The sequence below is a fragment of the Roseiconus nitratireducens genome, from assembly GCF_008629675.1.
GTDB lineage: Bacteria > Planctomycetota > Planctomycetia > Pirellulales > Pirellulaceae > Stieleria > Stieleria nitratireducens.
This window is the reverse complement of record NZ_VWOX01000008.1, coordinates 143,363-165,012: the sequence shown is the minus strand read 5'-3', so window position 1 is coordinate 165,012 and position 21,650 is coordinate 143,363. Positions and strand designations below refer to the sequence as shown.

Below are 21,650 nucleotides of genomic sequence, written 5' to 3'. Positions count from 1 at the left end.
ATTCAGCGCGAATGAGAGGGTTGCTTCGGCGGTTCGTCTTCGCCGATGACCTTGACCGGTTGGCCGGGGCGCAGACGTTCGTTGCCTTGCGTGACGACCTTGTCGGCGGTCGACAGGGAACCGGGTTCGACCGGGGTGACCGCGATCCAGCTGCCCATCGCGGGTCCCAGGTTGACCGCAACCTGTTGCGTCCCCTCACCGCTGAGCTTGAAGACCATCGAAGCGCTGGCCGTGGAAATCACGGCATCCTTGGCAACCAGCAGCTGCGACTCCGGATCTCCGGTCGGCAACGAAACTCGAGCCAGCATGCCCGGCAGCAGCCGACGATTGATCGCTTCCGCATCGTTGGGCACCGTGACGCGGACCGGGAACGTTCGCGAACGGTTGTCCGCTTGGGGAATGATTTGATCGACGGTCCCGTCAAAGGATTCACCGGGCAGTCCTTCCGCGATGACCTGGCACGACGTCCCGGTCTTGACGAATCGAATGCTGGATTCGGGCACGTAGACTTCCACTTCCACCGGATCGATTTCGATCACCTCGGCCACCAGGTCACCCTGGCTCAGCCAGGCACCGACCTCGGTCAGCTCGTCGGTCACGTATCCGGCGAACGGCGACTTGATCGTGTACTTCTCTTTGCGGTCTTTCAGCTCTTCAACGATCTTCTCCTGCATCACCAGTTTTGCCCGTGCTTGAGCAATCCGTTCCTGACGCGGCCCTTCTTCCACCAGGTTCAGGGAACTTTGCGCTTCTTGCAACCTCGCGAGAGTCGTCAACGCTTCGCTGTTGGCTGCTTCAAATTCATCCTGTGAGAACCCGGCCGAGGAGCGGTACAGGCGTTCGGCCCGTTTGAGCTTGGCTTTGGCATAATCGTTGGCGGCCTTGGCGGCCGACAGTGTCGCCTGGGCAAGTTCGATCTCCGCCTTCCGCGACCCGTTCTCAAGTTCTTCCAACTCGGCGCGACGCAGTTCCAACTCGGCCTCGGCACCACCGATCTGGATGTCGATCGTGGCAATCCTCAAATCGGCCAACGCCTCACCCTTGTCGACCCATTGGCCGGCATCGACGTTGAACGATTCGACGCGGCCATCGACGGCACTGCCGATCACGCTCTTGCGGTGCGGACGGACGGTTGCCACAAAGGCTTGGCTCGGTGACACCTCGTCTTGGATCACCGGAGCGACGACGACGGGCGCCGGCCCGCGGCCCTGCGCTGCCGCCGGCGACGCGTGCAGGAGGAGCCCCAGGGTGGACAGCAGGACAGACAGACAGGTGCCCGCGCGGTCACGGGGAATGGCGTTTGAAAGCATGGAGGTAGGCAGGCATTCAGGTGGGAAGCGGTCGCTGGTCACAGAGTATAGCTCAGGAAAGAATCTTGACTTCCCGGCGCCGAGGACACCGCCGTCTGAACGGAAAGATCCCGGTGACTCGCGGCGGTGGATCGGCGGCACAACCCGCGGTCGTCCGGGGGAGCGGTTTGTCAGGTTCGGATTGGAGCGGTTTTGTCTGCTATGCTGCTAGGTTGTGCTGCCGACCGTCGCCGCGCCCGATCCCGTTGTCGTGTGTCCAGCATTCGTCGTTCTGGCGTTCGCCTGTCCGACTCTTGCGTTCCGGTTCGCCGTGCAGACCTCCCTGTCCCCGCTTGATCCCGCCTTCGTCGACTCCTTCCTCTCGACCACCATGCGCTACCCTCTCCGCTACCGAGTGAAAGCCCCGATCGTACGCATCCTCGTGGGCATCTTGCTGGTCCTGGCCGCCAGCAATGTTGCTCAGTCAGAAGATGACTTTCAACCGCTGTTGACCGACAGTCCGCTTACAGGATGGGTTCGGACCAATACCCCGGACAGCACCTGGAAATTCGAAGACGGGGTGCTGTACTGCACAGGGAAGCCGATTGGAGAGATCCGTACCGCCAAGATGTATCAAAACTTTGTGATGGAACTCCAGTGGCGGCACATGGTTCCTCGCGGCAACGCCGGAATCTTTGTTTGGGCAGATGACATCACCTCGCGCGGCGTGCCGTTTCATCGTGGGATTGAAGTCCAGGTGTTGGAAAACGACTACGGGAATAACCAAAGCCACACCACGCATGGTGACATCTTTCCGATCCACGGGGCGACGATGACGCCTTTCAACGGTCGCGGCGGCAGTCGGGCTTTCCCGACCGAGTTCCGTTCCAAGCCGGCCGGGCAATGGAATCACTATCGGATCGAATGTCGTGACGGAGAAGTCTCGCTCGCGGTCAACGGCAAGGTCGTGACTCGAGGCAAGGACTGCGTGCCCCGCAAAGGTTACATCTGTCTGGAATCCGAAGGCGGCGTCGTCGAGTATCGAGACGTGAAGATTCGCGAGTTGCCGGCGACCGAAATCGCCCCGGAACACATCGCCATCGCCGATCGTGGGTATGAATCGCTGTACTCGGGGCTGGACCTGGAGGGCTGGTCAGCAGAACAACCGCAAGCTTGGCAAAGCAACGATTGGGTGCTGGCGTATCAGGGGACCGCTGGACAGCGAGGAAAACTGACGTCGGCGCAATCGTTCGGCGACCTCAGCTTTGTCGTCGACGTCCGTTTGAAGGATCCTGCCAGCACGGTCGCCATCCACGCCGGACCCGTGTTTCAAATCGACTTGCAGGATCCGCGGTGGCGTTCCCAATTGCAACCCGAAGGGCGTTGGAATCGGATCGAAGCCGTTTCCCGAGGTGGCAAGCACAGCGTGGTGATCAACGGACATGAGACGCCGTTCGACGGCGGCGCAAGCGGCGAATCCGCGCCATTGGTTTTGATGCCCACCGGACCGGTGGACTTTTGCAACGTCTACGCTTCCACCCGGCAACCACCCGACCCCGAGGGGCAACGATGCCCGATGAAATCAGTTTCTTCCCCGTTCCCGATTCTCACCGGAGTCAATCATGAGACACACGCGATCGATTCTGTACCTGATACCCCTGCTGGTCGCTACCACGGTGGCCTCCGCCTCGGAAATCGACGATCTGCGCAAGCAGGCCCTGCAGATGCAGCGGCAGTCGCAGGAGCTTGCCGCGAAGGGGCAAAAACTGGAGGCTGTCAATCTGAAGAAAGCGGCGGCCGCCATGTTGGAGGAAGCCAAGCGTTTGTCTCAGCGGGCCCAGCAGCGTCCTGAACGGGAGGCGGCCACGGTCCGCACGGGCAACGCTAGCGAACCGTCGGCAAAGGTGGCGTTGCAAGCCATCGAAGAACGGCTGGTCCAGCAGCAACGCGACCGCGAACAGCTCAAACGTGAAGTCGCCATGCAGATCGAAGCGATCCAGCGGGCCGTCCGAGAGCAGTTTGAACGCGTCCAAAAGGAGCAGATCGAGCAAGCGAAACGCGAACAGCTGCAACGCGAGCAGGCCGAACGCGAACGGGTCGAACAGGAAGCCCGAGAGCGTGCCGATCGGGAACGAAGGGAACGCCAAGAACGCGAAGAAATGGAGCGGCGGGAACGTCAGGAAATGCAGCAGCGGGAAGAAATCGAACGCCGCGAGCGCGAGGAATTGGAACGCCGAGAAGAGATGGAACGACGCGAGCGTGAGCGGATGGAGCGTGAAGGAAGGGATCGCGGCGAACGACGCCGCATCGATCGGGAAGGTTTGGAAGGCCCCGGACGGGGTCGATCCGCGCGAGCTTTCCGACGTCCGTCCGGACCGCCGCGCGGCAACGAGGACCGTCGAGGGCCGCAACCGCCCCGCCGGCCCGGCCCGCCGCCGCACCCACCGAACGCTCCCGCGGCACCCGGCCCAGAACATCACGGTCCAGAACATCACGGTCCAGAACATCACGGTCCAGAACATCACGGCCCAGAACATCACGGCCCAGAACATCGCGGCATGGAACCCCATCACCCGCCACACCCCGGTCCGCCTGGCCGCCCGCCGCACGAACCGCATGACGGCATCGGTCAGCGGTTGGAGCATCTTCGCGCTGCTGAAGAACACCTGCGCGCGGCCGGTCTTCACGACATGGCCGAACAGATCGCCGATCAGGCCCGCGCGACCGAGCAGGAGATGCACGGACATCAGCCTCCGCGGGAACTGCAAACGCAGATCGAAGACCTGCGGCGGCAGCTCGATGAATTGCGTCGAGAAATGCACGAGCGTCGGTAGCACTCAATTCGCCGTTCTGAAATTCAACGGCATGACCTCCAGTCGCAATGCGACGGCAGCGCGCTGCCGTCGGCGTCAGCCGACGGAAACGGCTGCCCAAAATACGCACCAGCCGCGAAGTGGCGACAGCAACGTCTCCTCCACGAGAAGAGAGTCAAGCCTCCCCTCCCTGACGTACGCCCTCTCCCGCCTCACCCGTACCTCCCGCCATGCCCCGTCCTGCTCTCGCCGTACTGGCAATCGTCTTCCTCCCTCGGCTATCCTTCGCCGACTCGCCCGAGTTGTCCTACACCATCGACCGCACGGTGGCGCACCAAGGTTTTGACGGCCAGAAGTGTTGGGTACATGCCCGTGCCGGCGCAATTCCGCCAGGCATGCCGGGCAACGCGACCGAGACGCCGCGGGTGATCCTGACGATGCAAAAGCTGCTGCTCACCGGATCCGACGTGTTCTATGCCCTGCATCAAACTCGGTCGGACGATGGAGGGAATACGTGGAGCGATCCGGTGCAGCTGGATCCCTTCGTCCGCCAAACCTTTTCCGGCAAGGGCAATCCCCCGACCGGCGCCTCGATCGCACCAGATTTGCTTCAGCCGGGCGATCAGACGACGGTCTGTGACTTCACGCCGAAGTGGCACGCTGCTAGCCAACGATTGCTGGGGACCGGACAAACGGTTTGGTACCGCGACAATCATGTGATGAAGGTGCGGCCACGCGGCGTCGCCTATTCGGTGTACGAACCAGGCCGGGAGCGGTGGCGGGATTGGAAGACGTTGGAGTTGCCCGACGAGCCCAAGTTTCGCTCGGCCGGGTCGGGAAGTGTTCAGCGGGTGGATCTGTTGGGCGGCGACGTGTTGCTACCGATCTACTTCAAGCGGCCCGAATCAACACAATATTCGGTCACCGTGTGTCGCTGTCGTTTTGACGGTCGCGATTTGTATTACCTGCGGCATGGAACCGAGTTGTCCGTTCCGGTGAAACGCGGATTGTACGAGCCGTCGCTGACGCATTTCCGCGGACGTTATTACTTGACGATGCGCAACGACGATCACGGGTATGTCAGCGTCAGCGACGACGGGCTGCACTTCGATCCGCCGCGACGCTGGACGTTTGACGACGGCAGCGATTTGGGGAACTACAACACCCAGCAACACTGGGTCACGCATCGCGACGGGTTGTACCTGGTCTACACGCGCCGGGGTGCTGACAACGATCACGTCTTCCGGCATCGTGCCCCGCTGTTCATGGCCCGTGTCGATCCGGACACCTTGCAGGTTCGCCGATCGACCGAGCAGGTCTTGGTGCCCGAACGCGGAGCGCGTCTGGGGAACTTCGGTGTCGTCGATGTTTCGCCGGAAGAGACCTGGGTGACGGTGACCGAATGGATGCAGCCGGCGGGAGTGGAAAAGTATGGAAGCGACAATCGCGTTCATGTCGCGCGACTGCGATGGAGCAAGCCCAACGGGCCGGCGCAAGCAGTGTCGCCGCGGACGTCCGATCTTTCGGACCCGCAGCGGTGGGAATCGATCGCCGACTACTTTCAACCGCCACGCGTGTATCAAGACGACCTGGGCGAATACCGATCGCCTTTGCAGTTCGATGACGGGCGGCAGGTGAAAACAGCGGGCGACTGGCAACGGCGCCGTCGTGAAATCCTTCAAACGTGGGAGCAGGCGTTGGGGCCGTGGCCGGAATTGATCACCGAACCGCAGGTGGAGATCCTGCAGACCGAGTCGCGCGACGGTTTCACGCAGCATCGCATTCGATTCGATTGGACGCCGAACGAGTCCACGACGGGATATTTACTGGTGCCCGAAAGCCCGGGGCCGCACCCGGCGGTGGTGACGGTCTACTACGAACCGGAGACCGCAATCGGACAGGGAAAATCTTATCGGGACTTTGCGCTGCAACTGGCCCGCCGCGGATTCGTCACGCTTTCGATCGGAACCACCGAGGCGACCGAAGCAAAGTCCTATTCGCTTTACTATCCCAGTCTGGCGGATGCGAAGGTCCAGCCGCTTTCGATGTTGGCGTGTGCCGCGGCCAACGCCTGGCACGTGTTGGCCGCGCGTCCGGAAGTGGATTCCAAACGCATCGGCATCGTGGGTCATTCCTTCGGTGGCAAGTGGGCGATGTTTTCTGCGTGCCTGTTTGACAAATTCGCCTGCGGGGCCTGGTCGGACCCGGGGATCGTGTTTGATGAAACGCGTCCGAACGTCAATTACTGGGAGCCCTGGTACTTGGGGTACCATCCCAAACCATGGCGAAAGCGGGGCGTGATCACCGTCGACAATCCGGCGCGGGGGCTATACCCGCGTTGGCGTGCGGCGGGACATGACTTGCACGAGTTGCACGCGTTGATGGCGCCGCGGCCGTTTTTGGTTTCCGGCGGAGCGGAGGATCCGCCCAGTCGCTGGCAGGCACTCAACCATTCGGTTCAAGTCAATCGCATCCTGGGCCACGAAGACCGGGTCGCGATGACGAACCGCCCGGACCATGGACCGAACGCGGATTCCAACGAAGTGATCTATCGATTCTTCGAACACTTCCTGCGTCCCTGAGCGGGCCCCGGGGCTCCCGGGCCACCCTGGTTCCAAGGCTCCCGCCTTGGAACCCACTGTCTTCCAGGCTCCGCCTGTCCCCGTCCACACACGCTCCAGGCACTTTGCCAGCAACGGCCCAAGCTCGCATCCTCCGCCCGCACAGCGACCAGCGAAGCCGCAAATTCCGGCATTCACCTCACGAAGCAAGCGTCTTGCAAAACCGCGTCGGTGGCGACATACTCTCCGCACCAACAGCCAAGCACCCGTAGCTCAACTGGATAGAGCATCGGTCTTCGGAACCGAGGGTTGGGGGTTCGAATCCCTCCGGGTGTACTTTTGCAAGTCATTGCCATTGCGTCACTTGCAACTTCTTATGCGTCTCCGACTCGCTATGAGTCGATGTGCTGGCAGCGAGCGAACTCGCTTGAGTTCGGTGCGAGATGCGCGGCCCGGTTGCATTGCGTTTTTCTGGGTGCCCGGAGATTCGCCAGGCACGACCACACCCCAAGACTGACTCGGCAAGTCCGCGTTACCGACGCATGCCGTTGCTCGGTGTTTGGATTTTGCTGACGTTGATTCGTTCGGTCGATCGCGGCAAGATCCACTGGTTGTGCTTGAATGGCAGGTACGTCACCGCTGCCAGATCGACCTGCGGATCGACCAGCGGACGAGGAAAGTGATAATTCAACATGATGTAGCTGGTGGCTCGAACCTCGGGGCGCCGGCCCGTGGCCGTCTGCCACTGGTCTGCAACATGTCGAGCGTATTGCTGGATGAGCCTCGGCCGGACCGTGAATTGTTCTAACTGGTGAGAATTCATTTCGTGAAAGTGGTTCCACATCACGTGCAGGTTTCGATCTTCGAAAGTAACGAATGACCGCGGCAAACCTCGCCAATCCACAGGTCTCAAACGCGAAAAATCAACCCAAACGACATACGGTTCGCCACCGGATAGCTTCAACAAGGATGACCGATCCAAGCTGGTCTTTGACTCGGAGTCACTCAGCACCAAAAAACGCTCGCCGGTAAAGTCGGCACCCTGCAGCAGGAACGGGTGCAATCGACCAAAGATCGGTTGCAGGTCGGGGAACAACAAAGATTGGTAAAGTTGATGCAGTCGGTTTGTCAGGGCAACTTGCGTCACTTCCGATGGCTTCGACGATTGGTCTCGTTCGACGAGCATTTGCTCGAGCTCGGAGACCAATGAGAGCACCGCCTCGACCGACGATTTGCCAAAACGCTCTGCAGTGTCGGCTTCACGCACGCGCTCGCGAGTCGACTGCAATGCTTCGGCAAGAGAGATGGTCTGCTCGATTTCCGGTTCCCGTCCGAACGCGGATCGCCAGAGTTTCGACAGACTCTCTCGTTCGGTACTCAGCGATTGTTCATTCGCTTCGCTGGTGTTCGGTGAATTGTAGACGACACGTGTGCCGAGCGAGGGCTCATAGGTGACGGCAAGTCCCGGATGATGATCCCATCGAAAAAGGTGACTGTCGATCGATGTGTACACCGCTTTGGGAACATCATCGGAGCATGCTTGCCAATCCACCTGGGATCGTCCCCGCCCGTCGATGATCTGCACCTCGGGATCCACCACGCGATACGTCAAGTAACCCGCTGCTTTGGAACGCAGCATCATTCGCCAACTGAAATCTTGCGCTTCCTCTGTCCAATTCGCGTCACCCGAGATGAAATGGTGTCGCAGCGGCCAAACACTCTGCCATGTTAAGAACAGACAGACCAGTGCGAAGGCATAGCCGGGCATTGGGAATGCATGGGGAGTCACCTTTGCGGAGTCCGAGGGCTCTCTCGCCCGCCACGCAAAGCCCCCAAGTCGTTTGGTCAATCGCAGCGGCCAATCGGGTGAAAAGTAGATCAGGGATGCCGTGAACGCCATCGTTGGAAACACACCGATGGGGAACATGAAATGGTTGTGAAAGTGAAACAAAAACGTCAGTGTGATTGCCAGCCAGCGGGTGCGTTTCCAGAGCAGCAGGAATCCAATCGCCAAATCAAAGATCAGCCCCCCCCAGGCCAACAGCAAACAAAAATGGATGGTCTGCACGTTGTCGGGTAAGCCGACCAGGCGATCCGCCGTCAATCGAAGCTGATCGCCGATGGCAAATAACGGTTCTCCCGTCAGCCAATCGGTATTGAGTTTTGCGAGCCCACCAAAGAAATACACAATGAAGATCTGGAATCGCAGCAGGAACACCGGCCAAAATGGAATCATGCCCTCTGCCCACTCGCTGGCAGGTGCCTGGTTCCCTCGCGGATGAAAACCAATCAAGTTGTCGATTGAAAAACGCGTCGCAGCCGGCATGCAGAGGAGCAGGAATGCCAGCAAACACATCAGATAGTAGTGATTGTTGTAGTTGGTCGCTTCCAGCAGGAAGATGTAGCCGTAGCTGAGAAACAAAGTCGTCGCTGCAGCCCGATAGAAAAGCCCCGCTGCGACCAGCAAAGCCGAAATCACCGCGACACCGAAATGGATCGACAACCAGGGTTCGGCCCAGGGGCGGACCCATTCGAACCCGAGGTAAGTGAAATGCCAGGGCGGATTGACGTAGTACAGATCCAGTGGACGTACGCCATCGGTGGGGATCAGGAACTTGCCAATGTGCCACGCCATGACGAGGCCAAAGCAAATTCGGAATGCCGCGAGAGAAGCTCCATCGACGGGGGTGCTGAGCAGTGCCTTGAACTCCGCCACATAGTCTCGAGCACGCTTTTGTGGGGCACGTTTACGGGGCATTGCGGAGGAGCGTCGATCGAAAGGCTAGCTGTGGGGCAATACAAATCCTGCCACGTTCCAACTATCAGGCCCGGAGATGCACGTCAAGGTAAATCTCCATCGAACACGCGGCCGCGCAGCTGCGTCTCGCGGTGTTTGATCATCGGCGCTCCGTTGGACGCTCACTGGACAGCGTCCACTTTCAATCAAAACACCGGGATTTGAAGTGCGACGGGCGGCATGGCGCTAGCCTCCGATCGATGCGAGAGAACCCGCGGATAGCGCCACGCGGCTCACCCAAAGTGGCGCTTTCCAGCAAAGCCCGATCCTCTCGCATTCCTGACTTCCGTAGCCACCAAGGCTCTCCCAGGTCAGAACACAAACCCTGCTTCCAGCATCAGGCCGATGAAACCCAAGTCCTCATTCCGCGGGTCATCCGAGTTTGCTTCGTCGGAGTCGTCCGTGTAGATGGCGGACGGATTGGGACTGCCGACATTCGCCCAGTACTGAGTTTCCACTCCAGTTCGGAAATAGAGCCCCTTGGCGAATCGGTATTCACCTCCCAGTTGAAGCTCGAGCGAGGTGGCGAGATGACCATCACTTTCGATCAGCAGAATCTCTCCTCCGTCATCGTCGGTGGCACGAAAGTTCTGGTTGCCGAACAAGAGCGATCCACGACTGTTGCAAAAGAGCGCAAAACCCGACTTGCGAACCGGCATGACGAGCTCGCTTGCAAGGGTCGGACCGACGCCTTCAAACTCGATGTCGCCAATCGCGATGCCTGCATCCGTCTCTGCAAGGAATCCTTGTGAGATTTTGGCGTACCTCACCCCGCCGCTAATCTTCAGCGGTTTGGCAAGTTGGCGTTGCAGTTCCAAATCAAAGACATCCGTCTCGATGCTTTGAGTCATTGTCGCCGTATCCACATCCACCAAGCCAATGATGGTGTCGCCGTCGTCCGTTGAAGTCCAGATGATAGCGCCTTCATCTTGGACCAGTCCAGCATTTGAGTCGACGTCAAACGACGTGCTGCTGTCGAACTGCCAGTATCGAGCACGCCAGCCAAAACCGTCGGTTCCGCCAAGGTATCCGACTTCGACACGATAAGAATCTTCCAGATCCCATTCAAAATCTAAATGCTCGATGACGGGATCGTTTTGTGCAATGATCCCGGTCGAATTGGTCTGAAAGGGCGCGACAAACACGAGCTCGCCCATGCCGTAGAATCCCTTTTGGCCGGTATCACAGCAACACGTTCTGGGCGCAGTTCGATGAACGGGAGCTGATGCGTTCTGTTCCAGTCTTTCAACGCGATCCAGCAGGTTGTCGTAGGAGCCGAGCTCAATCTCTTGTGCGTAGCTGGCGGAGTGACTGCCGATTGTGAAGGCGATGACAGCGCCTAGCAAGATATGTTTTGGACCCATCCCTGGTCTCCATTGCGAGAGAGTTGAAATTGATTGGAAACCGGACGCTGGCGCTTTCCAGGTGTTCTCGATTCTCCTGATCTCGTTGCTGTATCGGATTTAGACCCCCCGGAGGCGAATTTCCTCGCCGCGACATCGCACACCCAATGCCACCGATCAAATCCTCATGTGCAAACGAACCCCTACAACCGGCACAGATTGACTACACGGCATCCGAGCACGGTTTGATGCACGGCAGTGAACTCGACACGAAGGACGCTCCGAACGATATTCGAGGGAAATCTTGATCAGCGAGACGTGTTCCGTTGTGACTGCGCTTTGGTCTCGATCACACGAAAGAATGAAATTCCTACGATCTCGCTTCTCAACGGAAGGACGCTGCCATCTGACTTCGTTTTATTCCCCCTTTCCCTTGCGTCGGGCATCCGTCGGCTGGCGGGAATGAGGGGCCCAGCCGTAATGTTTGGAGAATTCGACGATCTTGGGATCCAGTTCGGGATCACGCCCCTCAGCCTGATTGACAGCGCACTCGGTGTTGTCGAAGACAATCGAAGGAGGGACTTCGCCGAGCCGCCAGAACACATTCTCCAGAACTCGGATGATGTTCTCGTTGGTCAGTCGAACGACCGCTTCGGTGTAGCCACGAGGCGAAATGGCTGAGAACGAAAAAGCTGCTTTGCTTGACTGAGAATAGTCCGATGACGACAAATGCGGCCCAACTCGCGATTTGCCTCCGACGCGATTGGTTCGGCTGCCGGCGTCGATGGGTCGAGGGCCCGGTACCGCACTCGCGGGTTGGTCGCTTTTGAGGGATGTATTCTCAGGCTATACTCGAGGCACTGGCTTGTTTCCCAAAGAATTGATCCATCGACTATGAACGCGAACCGGCCAAGATGGCGGAAGGAGACTTTCGGAGACATCGGGAGCTTCCACGGTCGGCTTTGTGACGAGTGCCTGTCGCGTGAATCGTTCAGTCTCTTCGCGAAACACGGCCGCGACTCGGTCGGTGGAAACCTTCAGCCACTCCGCCCGCACAGCTCGCTGAATGGGCTTGCCCGTGCCGGGATCGACGCACGACCAACATGATTCTGCAACCCACCCCCTGGTCATCAGCCTGGATCAACTTTCAGGGGCATTCCATTACGATTAGAGTCAATGCCGTGAGATTGAAGGCTATGTGCAACGATCCTTTGGGCTTGCTGCAGGACGCACGATGGTAAAGACGATCATACTTTGTGGAGGACAAGGCACGCGTTTGCGGGAAGAAACCGAATATCGCCCGAAGCCCATGGTGGAGATTGGTGGCAAACCGATCTTGTGGCACATCATGAAACTTTACGCGCACCACGCATTCGATGATTTCATCCTGGCGCTGGGATATCGCGGCCACATGATCAAGGAGTACTTCTTGCAGTACCGTGCGATGAACAGCGACTTTTCAATCCGCGTTGGCTCGGAGCATGACATTCGCTTTCACGATGACGAAAACGAAGAAGTGTTTCAGGCCACACTCGCCGAGACCGGTCTCCACACCATGACGGGGGGGCGCGTGCTGCGAGCGGCCAAGTATGTCGATGACGATACCTTCATGATGACCTACGGCGATGGAGTCGCTGACTTGAACATCGCCGACCTGATGAGGTTTCACAAATCGCACGGCAAGCTGGCAACGATTACGACCATGCGTCCGATGTCGCGGTTAGGCGAATTGGAAATCGACTCAAATGGAATCGTCAACCAGTTTGCAGAAAAGCCACAAAGCAAAGCTTGGGCCAGTGCCGGTTTCTTTGTGTTGAATCGCGGCGTGCTGGATTTGATAGATGGTGACGACTGCGTGTTTGAGAAAGAGCCGCTCGAGCGATTGGCCCGTGATCGGCAGCTTTGCGCTTACCGGCACGAGGGTGCGTTTTACGCCATGGATACGTACAGGGAGTTTATCTTCCTGAATCAATTGTGGGACCAGGGCAAAGCGCCGTGGAAGGTGTGGTAGGTGTCAGAGGAATTGTTCGACGCGTTTCGCGGTCGCCGCGTCTTGGTGACCGGGCACACCGGCTTCAAAGGCTCCTGGCTCGTGTCTTGGCTGTTGCATCGGCGCGCAGAAGTGATGGGATTCGCGCTGGATCCCCCGACGAATCCTTCGCTGTATGCTCAGCTCGGACTCGCATCAAAAATCGAGCAGCGTATCGCCGATATCCGTCACCGCCGGGAGATCTGCGAATGTTTGGTCCGCTGGCAACCCGAAATCATCTTCCATCTTGCCGCACAACCCCTTGTGCGAAAGTCGTACGACGAGCCGATCGAGACGTTCGATGTCAACGTGATGGGAACGCTTCAGTTGCTCGACGCGATCCGAACGCTCAATCGCACATGCGTCGTCGTCGTCGTTACGAGCGACAAGTGTTATCGGAATCATGAGTGGGAATATGCGTATCGGGAGAATGACGCGCTCGGAGGAAAAGACCCTTATAGTTGCAGTAAGGCGATGACTGAGTTGGCAGTCGATTGCTACCGAAATTCGTTCTTGCATGACGCCGGGATTTACGTCGCCAGCGTTCGGGCGGGAAATGTGATCGGCGGCGGGGACTGGGCGGAAGATCGAATCGTTCCGGATGCGATACGCGCGTTGTCGAAAGATCATTCGATTTCCGTTCGCAATCCGCATTCTTCTCGCCCTTGGCAGCACGTACTCGAGCCCCTCCATGGTTACCTTCGATTGGCGGCACGGATCGTTAGCGCGAAGGATGAAGGTGATCGCAATGAACTTTGTTCGGCGTTCAACTTTGGACCACCGCAATCCAGCAACGTTGCGGTTGCCACGTTGATCGATTGCATTGCCAAGACATGGTCTGCATTCAACCCGTCATCGGCACCACGCTGGGAGGATGATTCCGATCCGGACGCACCTCACGAAGCTCGCCTGCTGCATGTCGCATCGGACAAGGCGCACCATCTGCTGGACTGGCGATGCGTATGGAGCCTTCAGCAAACCGTCGAAGAAACGATCTCTTGGTACCATCGAGTGCGTCAGGGGGAGGCTGCCATGTCCGTGACGCTGGAGCAGATTCAGCAATTTGAAAGTCTCGCGTAGGTCGTTTCACGGTCCTTCTGGCAGGTGTGCCTCCGTTCATTCCACCCGTACTGATTATGCCCGCAACATCCAGTAGCGATCGACCGAGACACAACATTCCTTTGGGGCGTGTGACTGCATGCCAGGTCTGCGGGTCGCCGGAACTTCACGAGGTTCTGGACTTAGGTTGCCAGCCGCTGTGTGATTCTTTGTTGACCGCCGAGCAGTTGAGCGAACCAGAAACGTTTTACCCGCTTCGGCAAATGTGGTGCAGCAACTGCACGTTGTCGCAACTTGACTACGTTGTCCCGGGTGACGTTGTCTATCACAATTCGTACCCCTACCGCACCGGCGTGACGCGAGAATTGGTGGAATACCAAGAGCAACTCGCTGCTTCCATCATCTCGCAGCTCCGTTTGCCGGAAGACAGCCTGGTCGTCGATATTGGCTGCAACGATGCCACGCTGCTGCAGCACTTTCGCAATTCCTCGATGCGAGTTGTCGGAGTCGAACCGACGAATATCGCGGAGTATGCGACGGCTGCGGGAGTCGATGTGCTCAATTGTTTTTTCGATCGCGAGGCTGCTCGCCAGATCGTCGAATCGCACGGACACGCCCGGGTCGTCACCGCAACCAACGTGTTCGCTCACATGGCGAGTATTGGCGATGTTATCGACGGTTTGGAGACTCTGGTCGCGGATGATGGCTACTTCGTCCTGGAGAACCATTATTTGGTACCAGTCATGGAACGCATGCAGTTCGACACGATCTACCATGAACACCTTCGGACCTATTCCCTGAAGTCGTTGGTGACTCTCTTTGGATACTACGATTTTCAAGTCGTTCGCGCGGAGAAGGTGAGCCGCTACGGCGGCAACATTCGGGTCTATGTCGCGAAAGGTAAACACCGCACGCCGGATGCGACGGTCAGCGAAATTCTGGCCGAGGAAGAGAAGACACTTACGAATCCAAGTTATTATGAGCGGTTCCGTCGAGAATCGATTCGGCTGAAGAATGAGTTGCTTAAATTCTTGATTGCGGAAGCGGACCGAGGACATCCCGTCATCGGCAACTCCTGCCCGGGGCGTTGCAGCACGCTGTTGAACTTCGCCGGCGTTGGCCCCGATCTGATGCCCTTTCTCTGCGAACAACCGACATCGCTGAAACTAGGGTTGTATCTCCCAGGTCAGCACCTCCCGATCGTCAACAATCAGCGATTGATCGAAGAACAACCGGAATCCGTATTGCTTCTGGCATGGCACTATGCGGAACCGATCGCACGGCAACTGCGGGAACGCGGATTGAGGTCCAAGCTCTACGTGCCGATGCCAAGCCTGCAGCGCCTTGATATTTGACGGTGGATGCGCGAGTGATGCGAACGATTGCTCTGGTCGGTGGCGGGAGGTGGAGCCGTGTGCTCCTGTCCGTGCTTTCTGAGGTGCCTGACGTCGCTCAAGTATTGTGGATCACCCATTACGGCTACGAAGCCGCCGTCGATTGGGTCGCCCAGCACGGCATGCAGAGCGTCCGAGTGTTGCGATCCCTTGACTCACTTGAAGAAGCGGACGCGGCATTGGTGGCGAATAGCCCGCATTCGCACTTTCCATCCGTGAATGCGTTGCTGGATCGAGGCATCCCGTGCCTGTGCGAGAAACCGCTCGTGATGGAGACAAATGAGGCTCGGCAGCTGCTGCAGCGGTCCATTGAGACAGAAACGCTGGTCGGAGTTGACTTGGAATTGAGCCGAGCAAGCTACGCCCTCGACTTCGCTGCGCTCGCCACTTCCCTACCGATTCATACGATCGACATGATCTGGCATGACCCATGGCTGGAAGATCGTTACGGCGAGCGCAAATCTCCATCGGTTCACACGACCTTCGCGCACGACATCCTGCCACACGTCTGGTCGCTGTTGCGCCTGCTGTTGCCTCACGAATCGGCACGCGTTTGTGATGTCGATTATCGACCTGATGCGACACGAATGTTCTATCGCCATCGAGATGCCGAAATCAATGTCTCTGTCAGTCGCCGTTCCGTGAATCGGAAACGACGGATTGTCATCAACCAGGGAGAGGCAGAACTGGACTATTCTCCCGAGCCAGGACGCACCACTTATCGCGGTCGCACGACCGACAACCGGTGGCGGGATCCTCGCCCGTTGGCTGCAGTGATTCATGAATTCCTGGCGGAACTTGATTCGCCGTCCGACGCAACTGATTGGGATTTGGCGATTCAGAATTGTATTGAATCGGTGGATTTCGCCGTTTCGGCCAACCGTCGTTTGGTTGAAGATCAGCAGGCCTGCTGGGACGCGATCCGCATCCAGGGGTTCGATCCGAAGGATCCGCATCAACTGGCCGTCGCCGTCGATCTCCTCGGCCCGCGAGCGGCGGCAATCGGGCATTATCTGCCGTTGGTCGATCCCCGCGACCAGCGTGAATCGGTTTGCCAATGGGTGTCGTTGCTAGATCAGTCATCCGATATCGAGGGTTGAGCAAGCGCCCGACTCAGCATTCGCTTGATCGACATCATCAGGTGGAATGGCGTCGACAGGAGACGGGGAGCATGGGGATGCAGCATCGCGATACAAAATGCTTTGAACAGCAGCCAGGGATAGCGTCCCATGCGGATCGCAAACTTGCCTGCTTCTCGCCATCCCCCGGCACAGTCGCGATTCCATAACAAGTCACCGAGCGCGTCGCCTCGGTCTGTGAGCTGGTAACGATAGTAAGGCCGTAAGACTTCGTGTGGGATTCCGGCGTGTTCGTACATTTCAAATAACGACGTGACGTGCAATAACGCCATTCCTCGGTACTTGGCCCAGCTGAAATCCGAGCTCGGCATCTCGTGAATCATGATCGACGGCTCACCGACAAGCCCGCATCGGGCTCCTGCCAAGTGCTCAGCGATCGTATAGGCACTCGGGTACATGGAACGAACGTCGGTAAACGGTTCGCCCACATACGGCTCGGGGTAGGATTCGACCCACCAGCGACGTCGCATCACTGTCGAGTAAGACGCGGTGAGATCAACAGTCGGGCCCGCGAACAACTCCTCGGCAGGGACAATTGAGGTCTTGTCGCTCTGGCGCAAGGTATAGTTGGGACGATCCGTGATTCCACCTCGCACGTCAAGCGCAGCGGGTCGGGAATCACCTGGACGATAGCCGACATTCAACGCGACCAAATCGACGGTCCGGTTTCGTTCGATGAAGTTAAGGATTCGCTGAACGGCCCCTGCGGTCACGACATCGTCATCACCGATCACCCACACATAGTCGCCCTTGGCAAGTTGGCCAGCGACCTTGGTGATGTTTCCCAGGATTCCGATGTTGTGGTCGTTGCGCGACACTTCAAATGTGAACTCCTGCTGATACTGCCTCAGCAACTCTGACGTCCTGTCGATCGAAGCGTTATCAGAAACGATGCACTCAATTCGTCCGGCATACTGCTGAGTCTGTGGTAGGAGTGATGCAAGACAGGTGTCCAACATTGACACACGGGAGTAGGTCGGTATGCAGATCGAAAGCAGAGGGGCTTGATAGATCACGCTTGTCGTTTGCAATGGGGCATTGGTATCGATACCAGTCATCAACGCGGAATTCAGCTCGCTCGGGAGCGTCGCAGCGGGGCTTGCGACGACGCGGCGAGGCAGTCGAGACACGCATCGTCACGGGTTCAGCCCCCACACCGGAGCCCATTCGCGGCTTCGGCCCTTCCACGCAGGGCAAAGTGATCAGTGTAGATAGCCAGGGCAATAGGGTACAACAACAGGAGTTTTTTCGAGGCCTACAACCGGTACAGATTGACTGCATGGCATCCGAGTATGGTTTGGTGCGCGGCAATGAACTCGACACGAAGGACGCTCCGAATGTCATCCATGGGAAGTGCCGAGATGCGAGGATGTTCTCTGGACCTGAGGCTGTATCGAAGGGATGGGGCAAACGGTGCCGTCGAGACACGATATCGCTAGACTGACAAGCGTGAAATCGCAGAGAGTTCGGAAAACGCGAAGGTAGACCAACGATGAGACTGGCAAGCTTCAAGAATTCGGAAAAGCTTAAGAAACAAGAGTTCGAAGCTCGCTTGCCAGCTCTCCGAGCAGAATTGCTGGAGCTGCAGAATTCGCTACGGCAAGCGGACTTTCCCGTCATTGTGCTCTTCGCGGGCGTGGACGGTGCGGGCAAAAGCGAGATGGTCAATTTGCTGAACGAATGGATGGACCCGAGATGGCTGATCAATCGAGCTTACGATCGGGCAATGGATGAGAATGCGGAACAGGAAAGGCCCGTCTTTCGCCGTTATTGGCATGACTTGCCGCCGCGTGGTCAGATCGGCTTGTTCTTGAGTGCATGGTATTCACAAGTCCTGCTCGGCACCGTGGCACAGCGAGTTTCGGAATATCAGTTCCCACGGCATGTCGAGCGCATTCGGCGATTTGAAAGAACGCTCGCGGCAGACGGCGCATTGATCTTGAAGTTTTGGATGCACTTAGACAAACGCGGACAGAGAAAGCAGTTAAGAAAGCTCGAATCGAATCCGGCCACTGCCTGGCGTGTGACACACACGGATTGGGCGCACTGGGCAATGTACGACCGCTTTGTGGTTGCCGGTGATCAGATCATTGAAGCTACCGATGTTGCACACGCACCTTGGCGAGTGATCGACGGTGCTGACCATCGCTATCGTTCCATGACCATTGCGGAGCATCTACTCGAAGCGATTAAGATTCGCTTGAATAGCCGCCAGCCGACGAGTGAATCGAGAGCGTACACACCCAGCCCCGTGAATTGGCTTTCCAGCGTCGACTTAAAAAAGTCTCTCAGCAAGAAAGACTATCAACGGCGACGCGATCGATCTCAAGGCGACCTCAATCTGCTTTGCCGGCAAGCGAAGTATCAGAAGATCTCCAGCGTTCTGGTCTTCGAAGGCTGGGACGCAGCTGGTAAGGGAGGCGCCATTCGTCGCATCTTGCGGGCCCTTGATCCGAGGACCTATCGGGTGATTCCGATCGCGGCACCAACCGATGAAGAGCACGCGCAGCATTACCTATGGCGTTTCTGGCGTCATTTGCCCAGCTCCGGGAACATTACCTTTTTTGATCGATCGTGGTATGGTCGCGTGTTGGTGGAACGCATCGAAGGCTTTGCTCGGCCGGGTGAGTGGCAAAGGGCTTACCACGAAATCAACGAATTTGAGCAGGAGTTGGCGGAAAGCGGGATCATGATCTGCAAGTTTTGGCTGCATATCGACCAAGATGAGCAACTTCGCCGGTTTGAAGAACGTAAGACGACTCCACACAAGGCTTGGAAGTTGACCGAAGAGGATTGGCGCAATCGGGAAAAGTGGGCTGATTACGAGTCAGCCGTCAACGACATGATCCAACACACGAATACCTCGCATGCGCCTTGGACCATTGTTCCTGCGAACGACAAGTACACCGCCCGCATTCATGTTCTCGAAACCGCTTGTGAACACTTGCGGAATACGATTGGCGGAACGTAGCTGCAGGAGTTGTCAAATGTTAAGGGTTTCGTCGCTTTCCGGCGGTGGACTGCGAGGCGCTTTTGCGATCGGCATGCCGGCCTGTATCGAATGACGGCTCGGCCGACCGCTGACGGACGACAGGCGACTACGTGTTGTCAAACATGGCGGAGAAGCGACGCTGCATTTCCTCGCGCGGGACATCCTCGATCTTGGAGCCCAGGTACCATTCGTGCCCGAAGGGGTCGAGCACCTTCGATGACCGTTCGCCGTGAAATTGATCCGCGGGTTCCATGGTCAACGTCGCACCTGCAGCAACCGCCCGCTGCGTCAGGGCATCCACGTCGTCGACGTGCAGGTGAATCGCGAAGCCGGTTGCTTGACCGGGTTGGGGAGCGTGAATGCCATACTCGGGATACTCATCGGAGATCATGATGGTGGTTTCACCGAATTTCAGTTCTGCGTGCCCAACGCGACCATTGGGCTCCGAAAGCCGAAAGTCTTCGACCGCACCAAAGGCCGCTTGATAGAATTCGATCGCCTTCGCCGCATCTGCGACTCGCAGGTACGAGATGACTTCGTGGATTTGATTTTCCATGATTACCTTGTCGTCAATGCCGGTGTCGAAAATGGTGAATGCTCGTGATCATGTTTGGCGGCTGAAGTACTCGGCATGCCCTTTGGTCGCGAAGGAGCGTTGCGGATCGACAGCCGGTCGAAATCTCCGGGCGGGGTGATTCATTCGAGCGAGCAACCACGGATTTCTCGGGTTTCATCGCTCATTCGCGCCTTTCCCTGAAAGGATCTTATTGCGAAACCTGGCGATCCTCGCGATCCGCGTCTCGGGCTTCTTCGCCGAGTTTAGGTTGATGACGTAGCTTCTCTGACGACCCGAAGAAAGCTTGGCGAATGCCTCGGCGAGCTCGGGGTCAGACGCGATCGCGTCCACAAGCTCAGTCGGCAATTCGATCTGGGCCTTCTTCTTGGCTGGCTTGATGCCGGCTTCGGCGTAGCTCATCGCTTCTTGCAGATAGGACAGAATGATCGATTCCATCTCAGCCACTTGTCCGCTATCGATGAACCGGATCATGTCGGCGTGCTGCGTATTCGGTCCCTGCTTCTCGAGCACGCCGTTGGGGTCCTTCATCAAGGCTGCTTGGAAGAAGCTGAGACGAAAATCGTTGCGTAAAGCTCCCAGAATCGCGATGTTGCGACCGGCGTGCATGTAACACGGGTGCCCCCACTTGGCCGTCTCGTTCAGTCCCGCAAGCAGGCAGATGCGACGAAGTTCTTTGAGTCCTACGTCCCACCGCTTCGTCGAACAGTCCGCGGTCGCAAAGCGATCGCAGCGTCCGCAACCTTTGTCGAAATAGTCGTCGACGTTCTTGATCATGTGACTGAAATTCTCGACATGGATTCTGGCCAATCCGGCGTGACACTGTCAGTTGGTCGCGCGCATTCAATCATCGTTGTTCGCACAAGGCGTCCGGCGACTTACAAGAAGCCGCCGTTCGGGGTCTTGATCTGCCGATTCGAGTGCCCGACGAAGTAAAAAAAGGCCTCTACAGTCTAACCGAGACGAAGTAGCAAACTGCCCCGCCCAGAGTGGGCCAAGTGATCGTTCCCGCAGTTCGGCTCGTTTCAATCTCGCCTAGTTCAACCATCGCGTTGATTAAGTGGATGGCAAGCAGGCCACGAATTTCTTTTTCGAAGAATCTCCGACGCCCGATGATGGTTCATATTCACTTCCGAATCGTTCTAAGCATCCGCCGAAGGCAGCAGCTTGGCCAACGCGCGGGTGGCGATGTCCAATGGGCGCCAGGAATCACGAGGTTCGTCCGGCAGCTTGATGGCTCGATAAGCGGCTGCCGCCAAGATGCCGGCAACGTAGGCCATGGCGAATGCGATGAGCGATCCGAACAAGAAATCGTCCCGGTACCATTCGTTGTAGGTGATCCACAAGAACAGGACTTCAACCACCAGGGCGGCGATCGAGAAGCGTCGATGAAACCCGCGATACTCAAGCACCGCAACCGGAAGCACGCAGAGGACGATGAAGTGAATCCCGAAAATATGAAATGCGAACAGCGTGTCAAATCCAAAGACATTGACGAACGCAAAACACAACGCGCAGTACAGCGTTACCCACAGGATCTTTCTGATGGTGAATTGAAACATTGATTTGCGTTGTTCGGGCGTTGTCGCGGTGCGATGCTGAATGATTGCCCTCCAAACCGTCGCAAGAGATCCGGCGAATCATCAGGGGGGCGACGCAC

The 21,650-nt window shown here is 57.7% G+C and carries 15 protein-coding genes and 1 tRNA gene; 8 read left to right on the top strand and 8 right to left on the bottom strand.

The features are described 5' to 3' along the window. Positions 1-2 precede the first annotated feature (2 nt). Complete coding sequence (locus FYK55_RS15325; protein WP_150077316.1) at positions 3-1,310, bottom strand: efflux RND transporter periplasmic adaptor subunit; 1,308 nt, start codon at positions 1,308-1,310, stop codon at positions 3-5. A 250-nt stretch (positions 1,311-1,560) separates the two neighbouring features. On the opposite strand from FYK55_RS15325, the gene FYK55_RS15320 reads away from it, so the two are divergent. From FYK55_RS15320 to FYK55_RS15310, 3 genes are all read left to right on the top strand, one after another. Then, positions 1,561-3,141, top strand: a complete 1,581-nt coding sequence (locus FYK55_RS15320) for a family 16 glycoside hydrolase (protein WP_235908716.1) — start codon at positions 1,561-1,563, stop codon at positions 3,139-3,141. A 1,191-nt stretch (positions 3,142-4,332) separates the two neighbouring features. After that, a complete protein-coding gene (locus FYK55_RS15315) occupies positions 4,333-6,684 on the top strand; it encodes an alpha/beta hydrolase family protein (RefSeq protein ID WP_150077315.1) in 2,352 nt (783 codons plus the stop codon). A gap of 241 nt (positions 6,685-6,925) precedes the next feature. Further along, positions 6,926-6,999: transfer RNA gene (locus FYK55_RS15310), tRNA-Arg, on the top strand. A gap of 196 nt (positions 7,000-7,195) precedes the next feature. Here FYK55_RS15310 and FYK55_RS15305 read toward each other — a convergent pair. From FYK55_RS15305 to FYK55_RS15295, 3 genes are all read right to left on the bottom strand, one after another. Further along, the gene (locus FYK55_RS15305; protein WP_150077314.1) at positions 7,196-9,421 is read right to left on the bottom strand and encodes an HTTM domain-containing protein; all 2,226 of its coding nucleotides are present in this window, start codon (positions 9,419-9,421) and stop codon (positions 7,196-7,198) included. Between the two features lie 350 nt (positions 9,422-9,771). Continuing rightward, positions 9,772-10,824 (bottom strand): Lpg1974 family pore-forming outer membrane protein, encoded by a 1,053-nt coding sequence (locus FYK55_RS15300; RefSeq protein ID WP_150077313.1) that lies wholly within the window; start codon positions 10,822-10,824, stop codon positions 9,772-9,774. 396 nt (positions 10,825-11,220) lie between these two features. After that, entirely contained in the window at positions 11,221-11,532 is a 312-nt protein-coding gene (locus tag FYK55_RS15295; protein WP_150077312.1) for a transposase, read from the bottom strand. Between the two features lie 505 nt (positions 11,533-12,037). On the opposite strand from FYK55_RS15295, the gene rfbF reads away from it, so the two are divergent. The 4 genes from rfbF to FYK55_RS15275 are packed head-to-tail and all read left to right on the top strand — an operon-like array spanning position 12,038 to position 16,385. Then, the gene (rfbF, locus tag FYK55_RS15290; RefSeq protein ID WP_150077311.1) at positions 12,038-12,814 is read left to right on the top strand and encodes a glucose-1-phosphate cytidylyltransferase; all 777 of its coding nucleotides are present in this window, start codon (positions 12,038-12,040) and stop codon (positions 12,812-12,814) included. Further along, positions 12,815-13,912 carry a CDP-glucose 4,6-dehydratase gene (rfbG, locus tag FYK55_RS15285; protein WP_201743724.1) on the top strand — a complete coding sequence of 366 codons (1,098 nt, stop codon included), beginning with the start codon at positions 12,815-12,817 and terminating at the stop codon, positions 13,910-13,912. A gap of 56 nt (positions 13,913-13,968) precedes the next feature. Continuing rightward, positions 13,969-15,246 carry a class I SAM-dependent methyltransferase gene (locus FYK55_RS15280; protein ID WP_150077310.1) on the top strand — a complete coding sequence of 426 codons (1,278 nt, stop codon included), beginning with the start codon at positions 13,969-13,971 and terminating at the stop codon, positions 15,244-15,246. A gap of 17 nt (positions 15,247-15,263) precedes the next feature. Then, a complete protein-coding gene (locus tag FYK55_RS15275) occupies positions 15,264-16,385 on the top strand; it encodes a Gfo/Idh/MocA family oxidoreductase (RefSeq protein WP_150077309.1) in 1,122 nt (373 codons plus the stop codon). Here the strand turns inward: FYK55_RS15275 and FYK55_RS15270 are convergent. Beyond that, positions 16,361-17,482 (bottom strand): glycosyltransferase family 2 protein, encoded by a 1,122-nt coding sequence (locus FYK55_RS15270; RefSeq protein WP_150077308.1) that lies wholly within the window; start codon positions 17,480-17,482, stop codon positions 16,361-16,363. The two genes, FYK55_RS15275 and FYK55_RS15270, sit on opposite strands and share 25 nt — an antisense overlap. 434 nt (positions 17,483-17,916) lie before the next feature. Between FYK55_RS15270 and pap the strand changes: the two genes are divergently transcribed. Continuing rightward, a complete protein-coding gene (gene pap / locus FYK55_RS15265) occupies positions 17,917-19,395 on the top strand; it encodes a polyphosphate:AMP phosphotransferase (RefSeq protein WP_150077307.1) in 1,479 nt (492 codons plus the stop codon). 127 nt (positions 19,396-19,522) lie between these two features. Here the strand turns inward: pap and FYK55_RS15260 are convergent, their stop codons facing one another. The 3 genes from FYK55_RS15260 to FYK55_RS15250 all read right to left on the bottom strand — a co-directional run bounded on the left by FYK55_RS15260 (position 19,523) and on the right by FYK55_RS15250 (position 21,552). Then, on the bottom strand, positions 19,523-19,972 hold the full coding sequence (locus FYK55_RS15260) for a VOC family protein (RefSeq protein WP_150077306.1): 450 nt from the start codon (positions 19,970-19,972) through the stop codon (positions 19,523-19,525). Positions 19,973-20,146: 174 nt separating this feature from the next. Beyond that, on the bottom strand, positions 20,147-20,767 hold the full coding sequence (locus tag FYK55_RS15255) for a YdeI/OmpD-associated family protein (protein WP_150077305.1): 621 nt from the start codon (positions 20,765-20,767) through the stop codon (positions 20,147-20,149). A 365-nt stretch (positions 20,768-21,132) separates the two neighbouring features. After that, positions 21,133-21,552, bottom strand: coding sequence for a hypothetical protein (locus FYK55_RS15250; protein ID WP_150077304.1), 420 nt, complete (start codon positions 21,550-21,552; stop codon positions 21,133-21,135). Positions 21,553-21,650 lie beyond the last annotated feature (98 nt).

Excerpts from the sequence above, each read along its gene's own strand:
- rfbF (WP_150077311.1), top strand. The coding sequence starts at position 12,038 with ATGGTAAAGACGATCATACTTTGTGGAGGACAAGGCACGCGTTTGCGG.
- FYK55_RS15275 (WP_150077309.1), top strand. The coding sequence starts at position 15,264 with ATGCGAACGATTGCTCTGGTCGGTGGCGGGAGGTGGAGCCGTGTGCTC.
- FYK55_RS15255 (WP_150077305.1), bottom strand. The coding sequence starts at position 20,767 with ATGATCAAGAACGTCGACGACTATTTCGACAAAGGTTGCGGACGCTGC.
- FYK55_RS15300 (WP_150077313.1), bottom strand. The coding sequence starts at position 10,824 with ATGGGTCCAAAACATATCTTGCTAGGCGCTGTCATCGCCTTCACAATC.
- pap (WP_150077307.1), top strand. The coding sequence starts at position 17,917 with ATGAGACTGGCAAGCTTCAAGAATTCGGAAAAGCTTAAGAAACAAGAG.
- FYK55_RS15250 (WP_150077304.1), bottom strand. The coding sequence starts at position 21,552 with ATGTTTCAATTCACCATCAGAAAGATCCTGTGGGTAACGCTGTACTGC.
- FYK55_RS15315 (WP_150077315.1), top strand. The coding sequence starts at position 4,333 with ATGCCCCGTCCTGCTCTCGCCGTACTGGCAATCGTCTTCCTCCCTCGG.
- FYK55_RS15305 (WP_150077314.1), bottom strand. The coding sequence starts at position 9,421 with ATGCCCCGTAAACGTGCCCCACAAAAGCGTGCTCGAGACTATGTGGCG.
- FYK55_RS15280 (WP_150077310.1), top strand. The coding sequence starts at position 13,969 with ATGCCCGCAACATCCAGTAGCGATCGACCGAGACACAACATTCCTTTG.
- FYK55_RS15325 (WP_150077316.1), bottom strand. The coding sequence starts at position 1,310 with ATGCTTTCAAACGCCATTCCCCGTGACCGCGCGGGCACCTGTCTGTCT.
- FYK55_RS15260 (WP_150077306.1), bottom strand. The coding sequence starts at position 19,972 with ATGGAAAATCAAATCCACGAAGTCATCTCGTACCTGCGAGTCGCAGAT.
- FYK55_RS15270 (WP_150077308.1), bottom strand. The coding sequence starts at position 17,482 with ATGACTGGTATCGATACCAATGCCCCATTGCAAACGACAAGCGTGATC.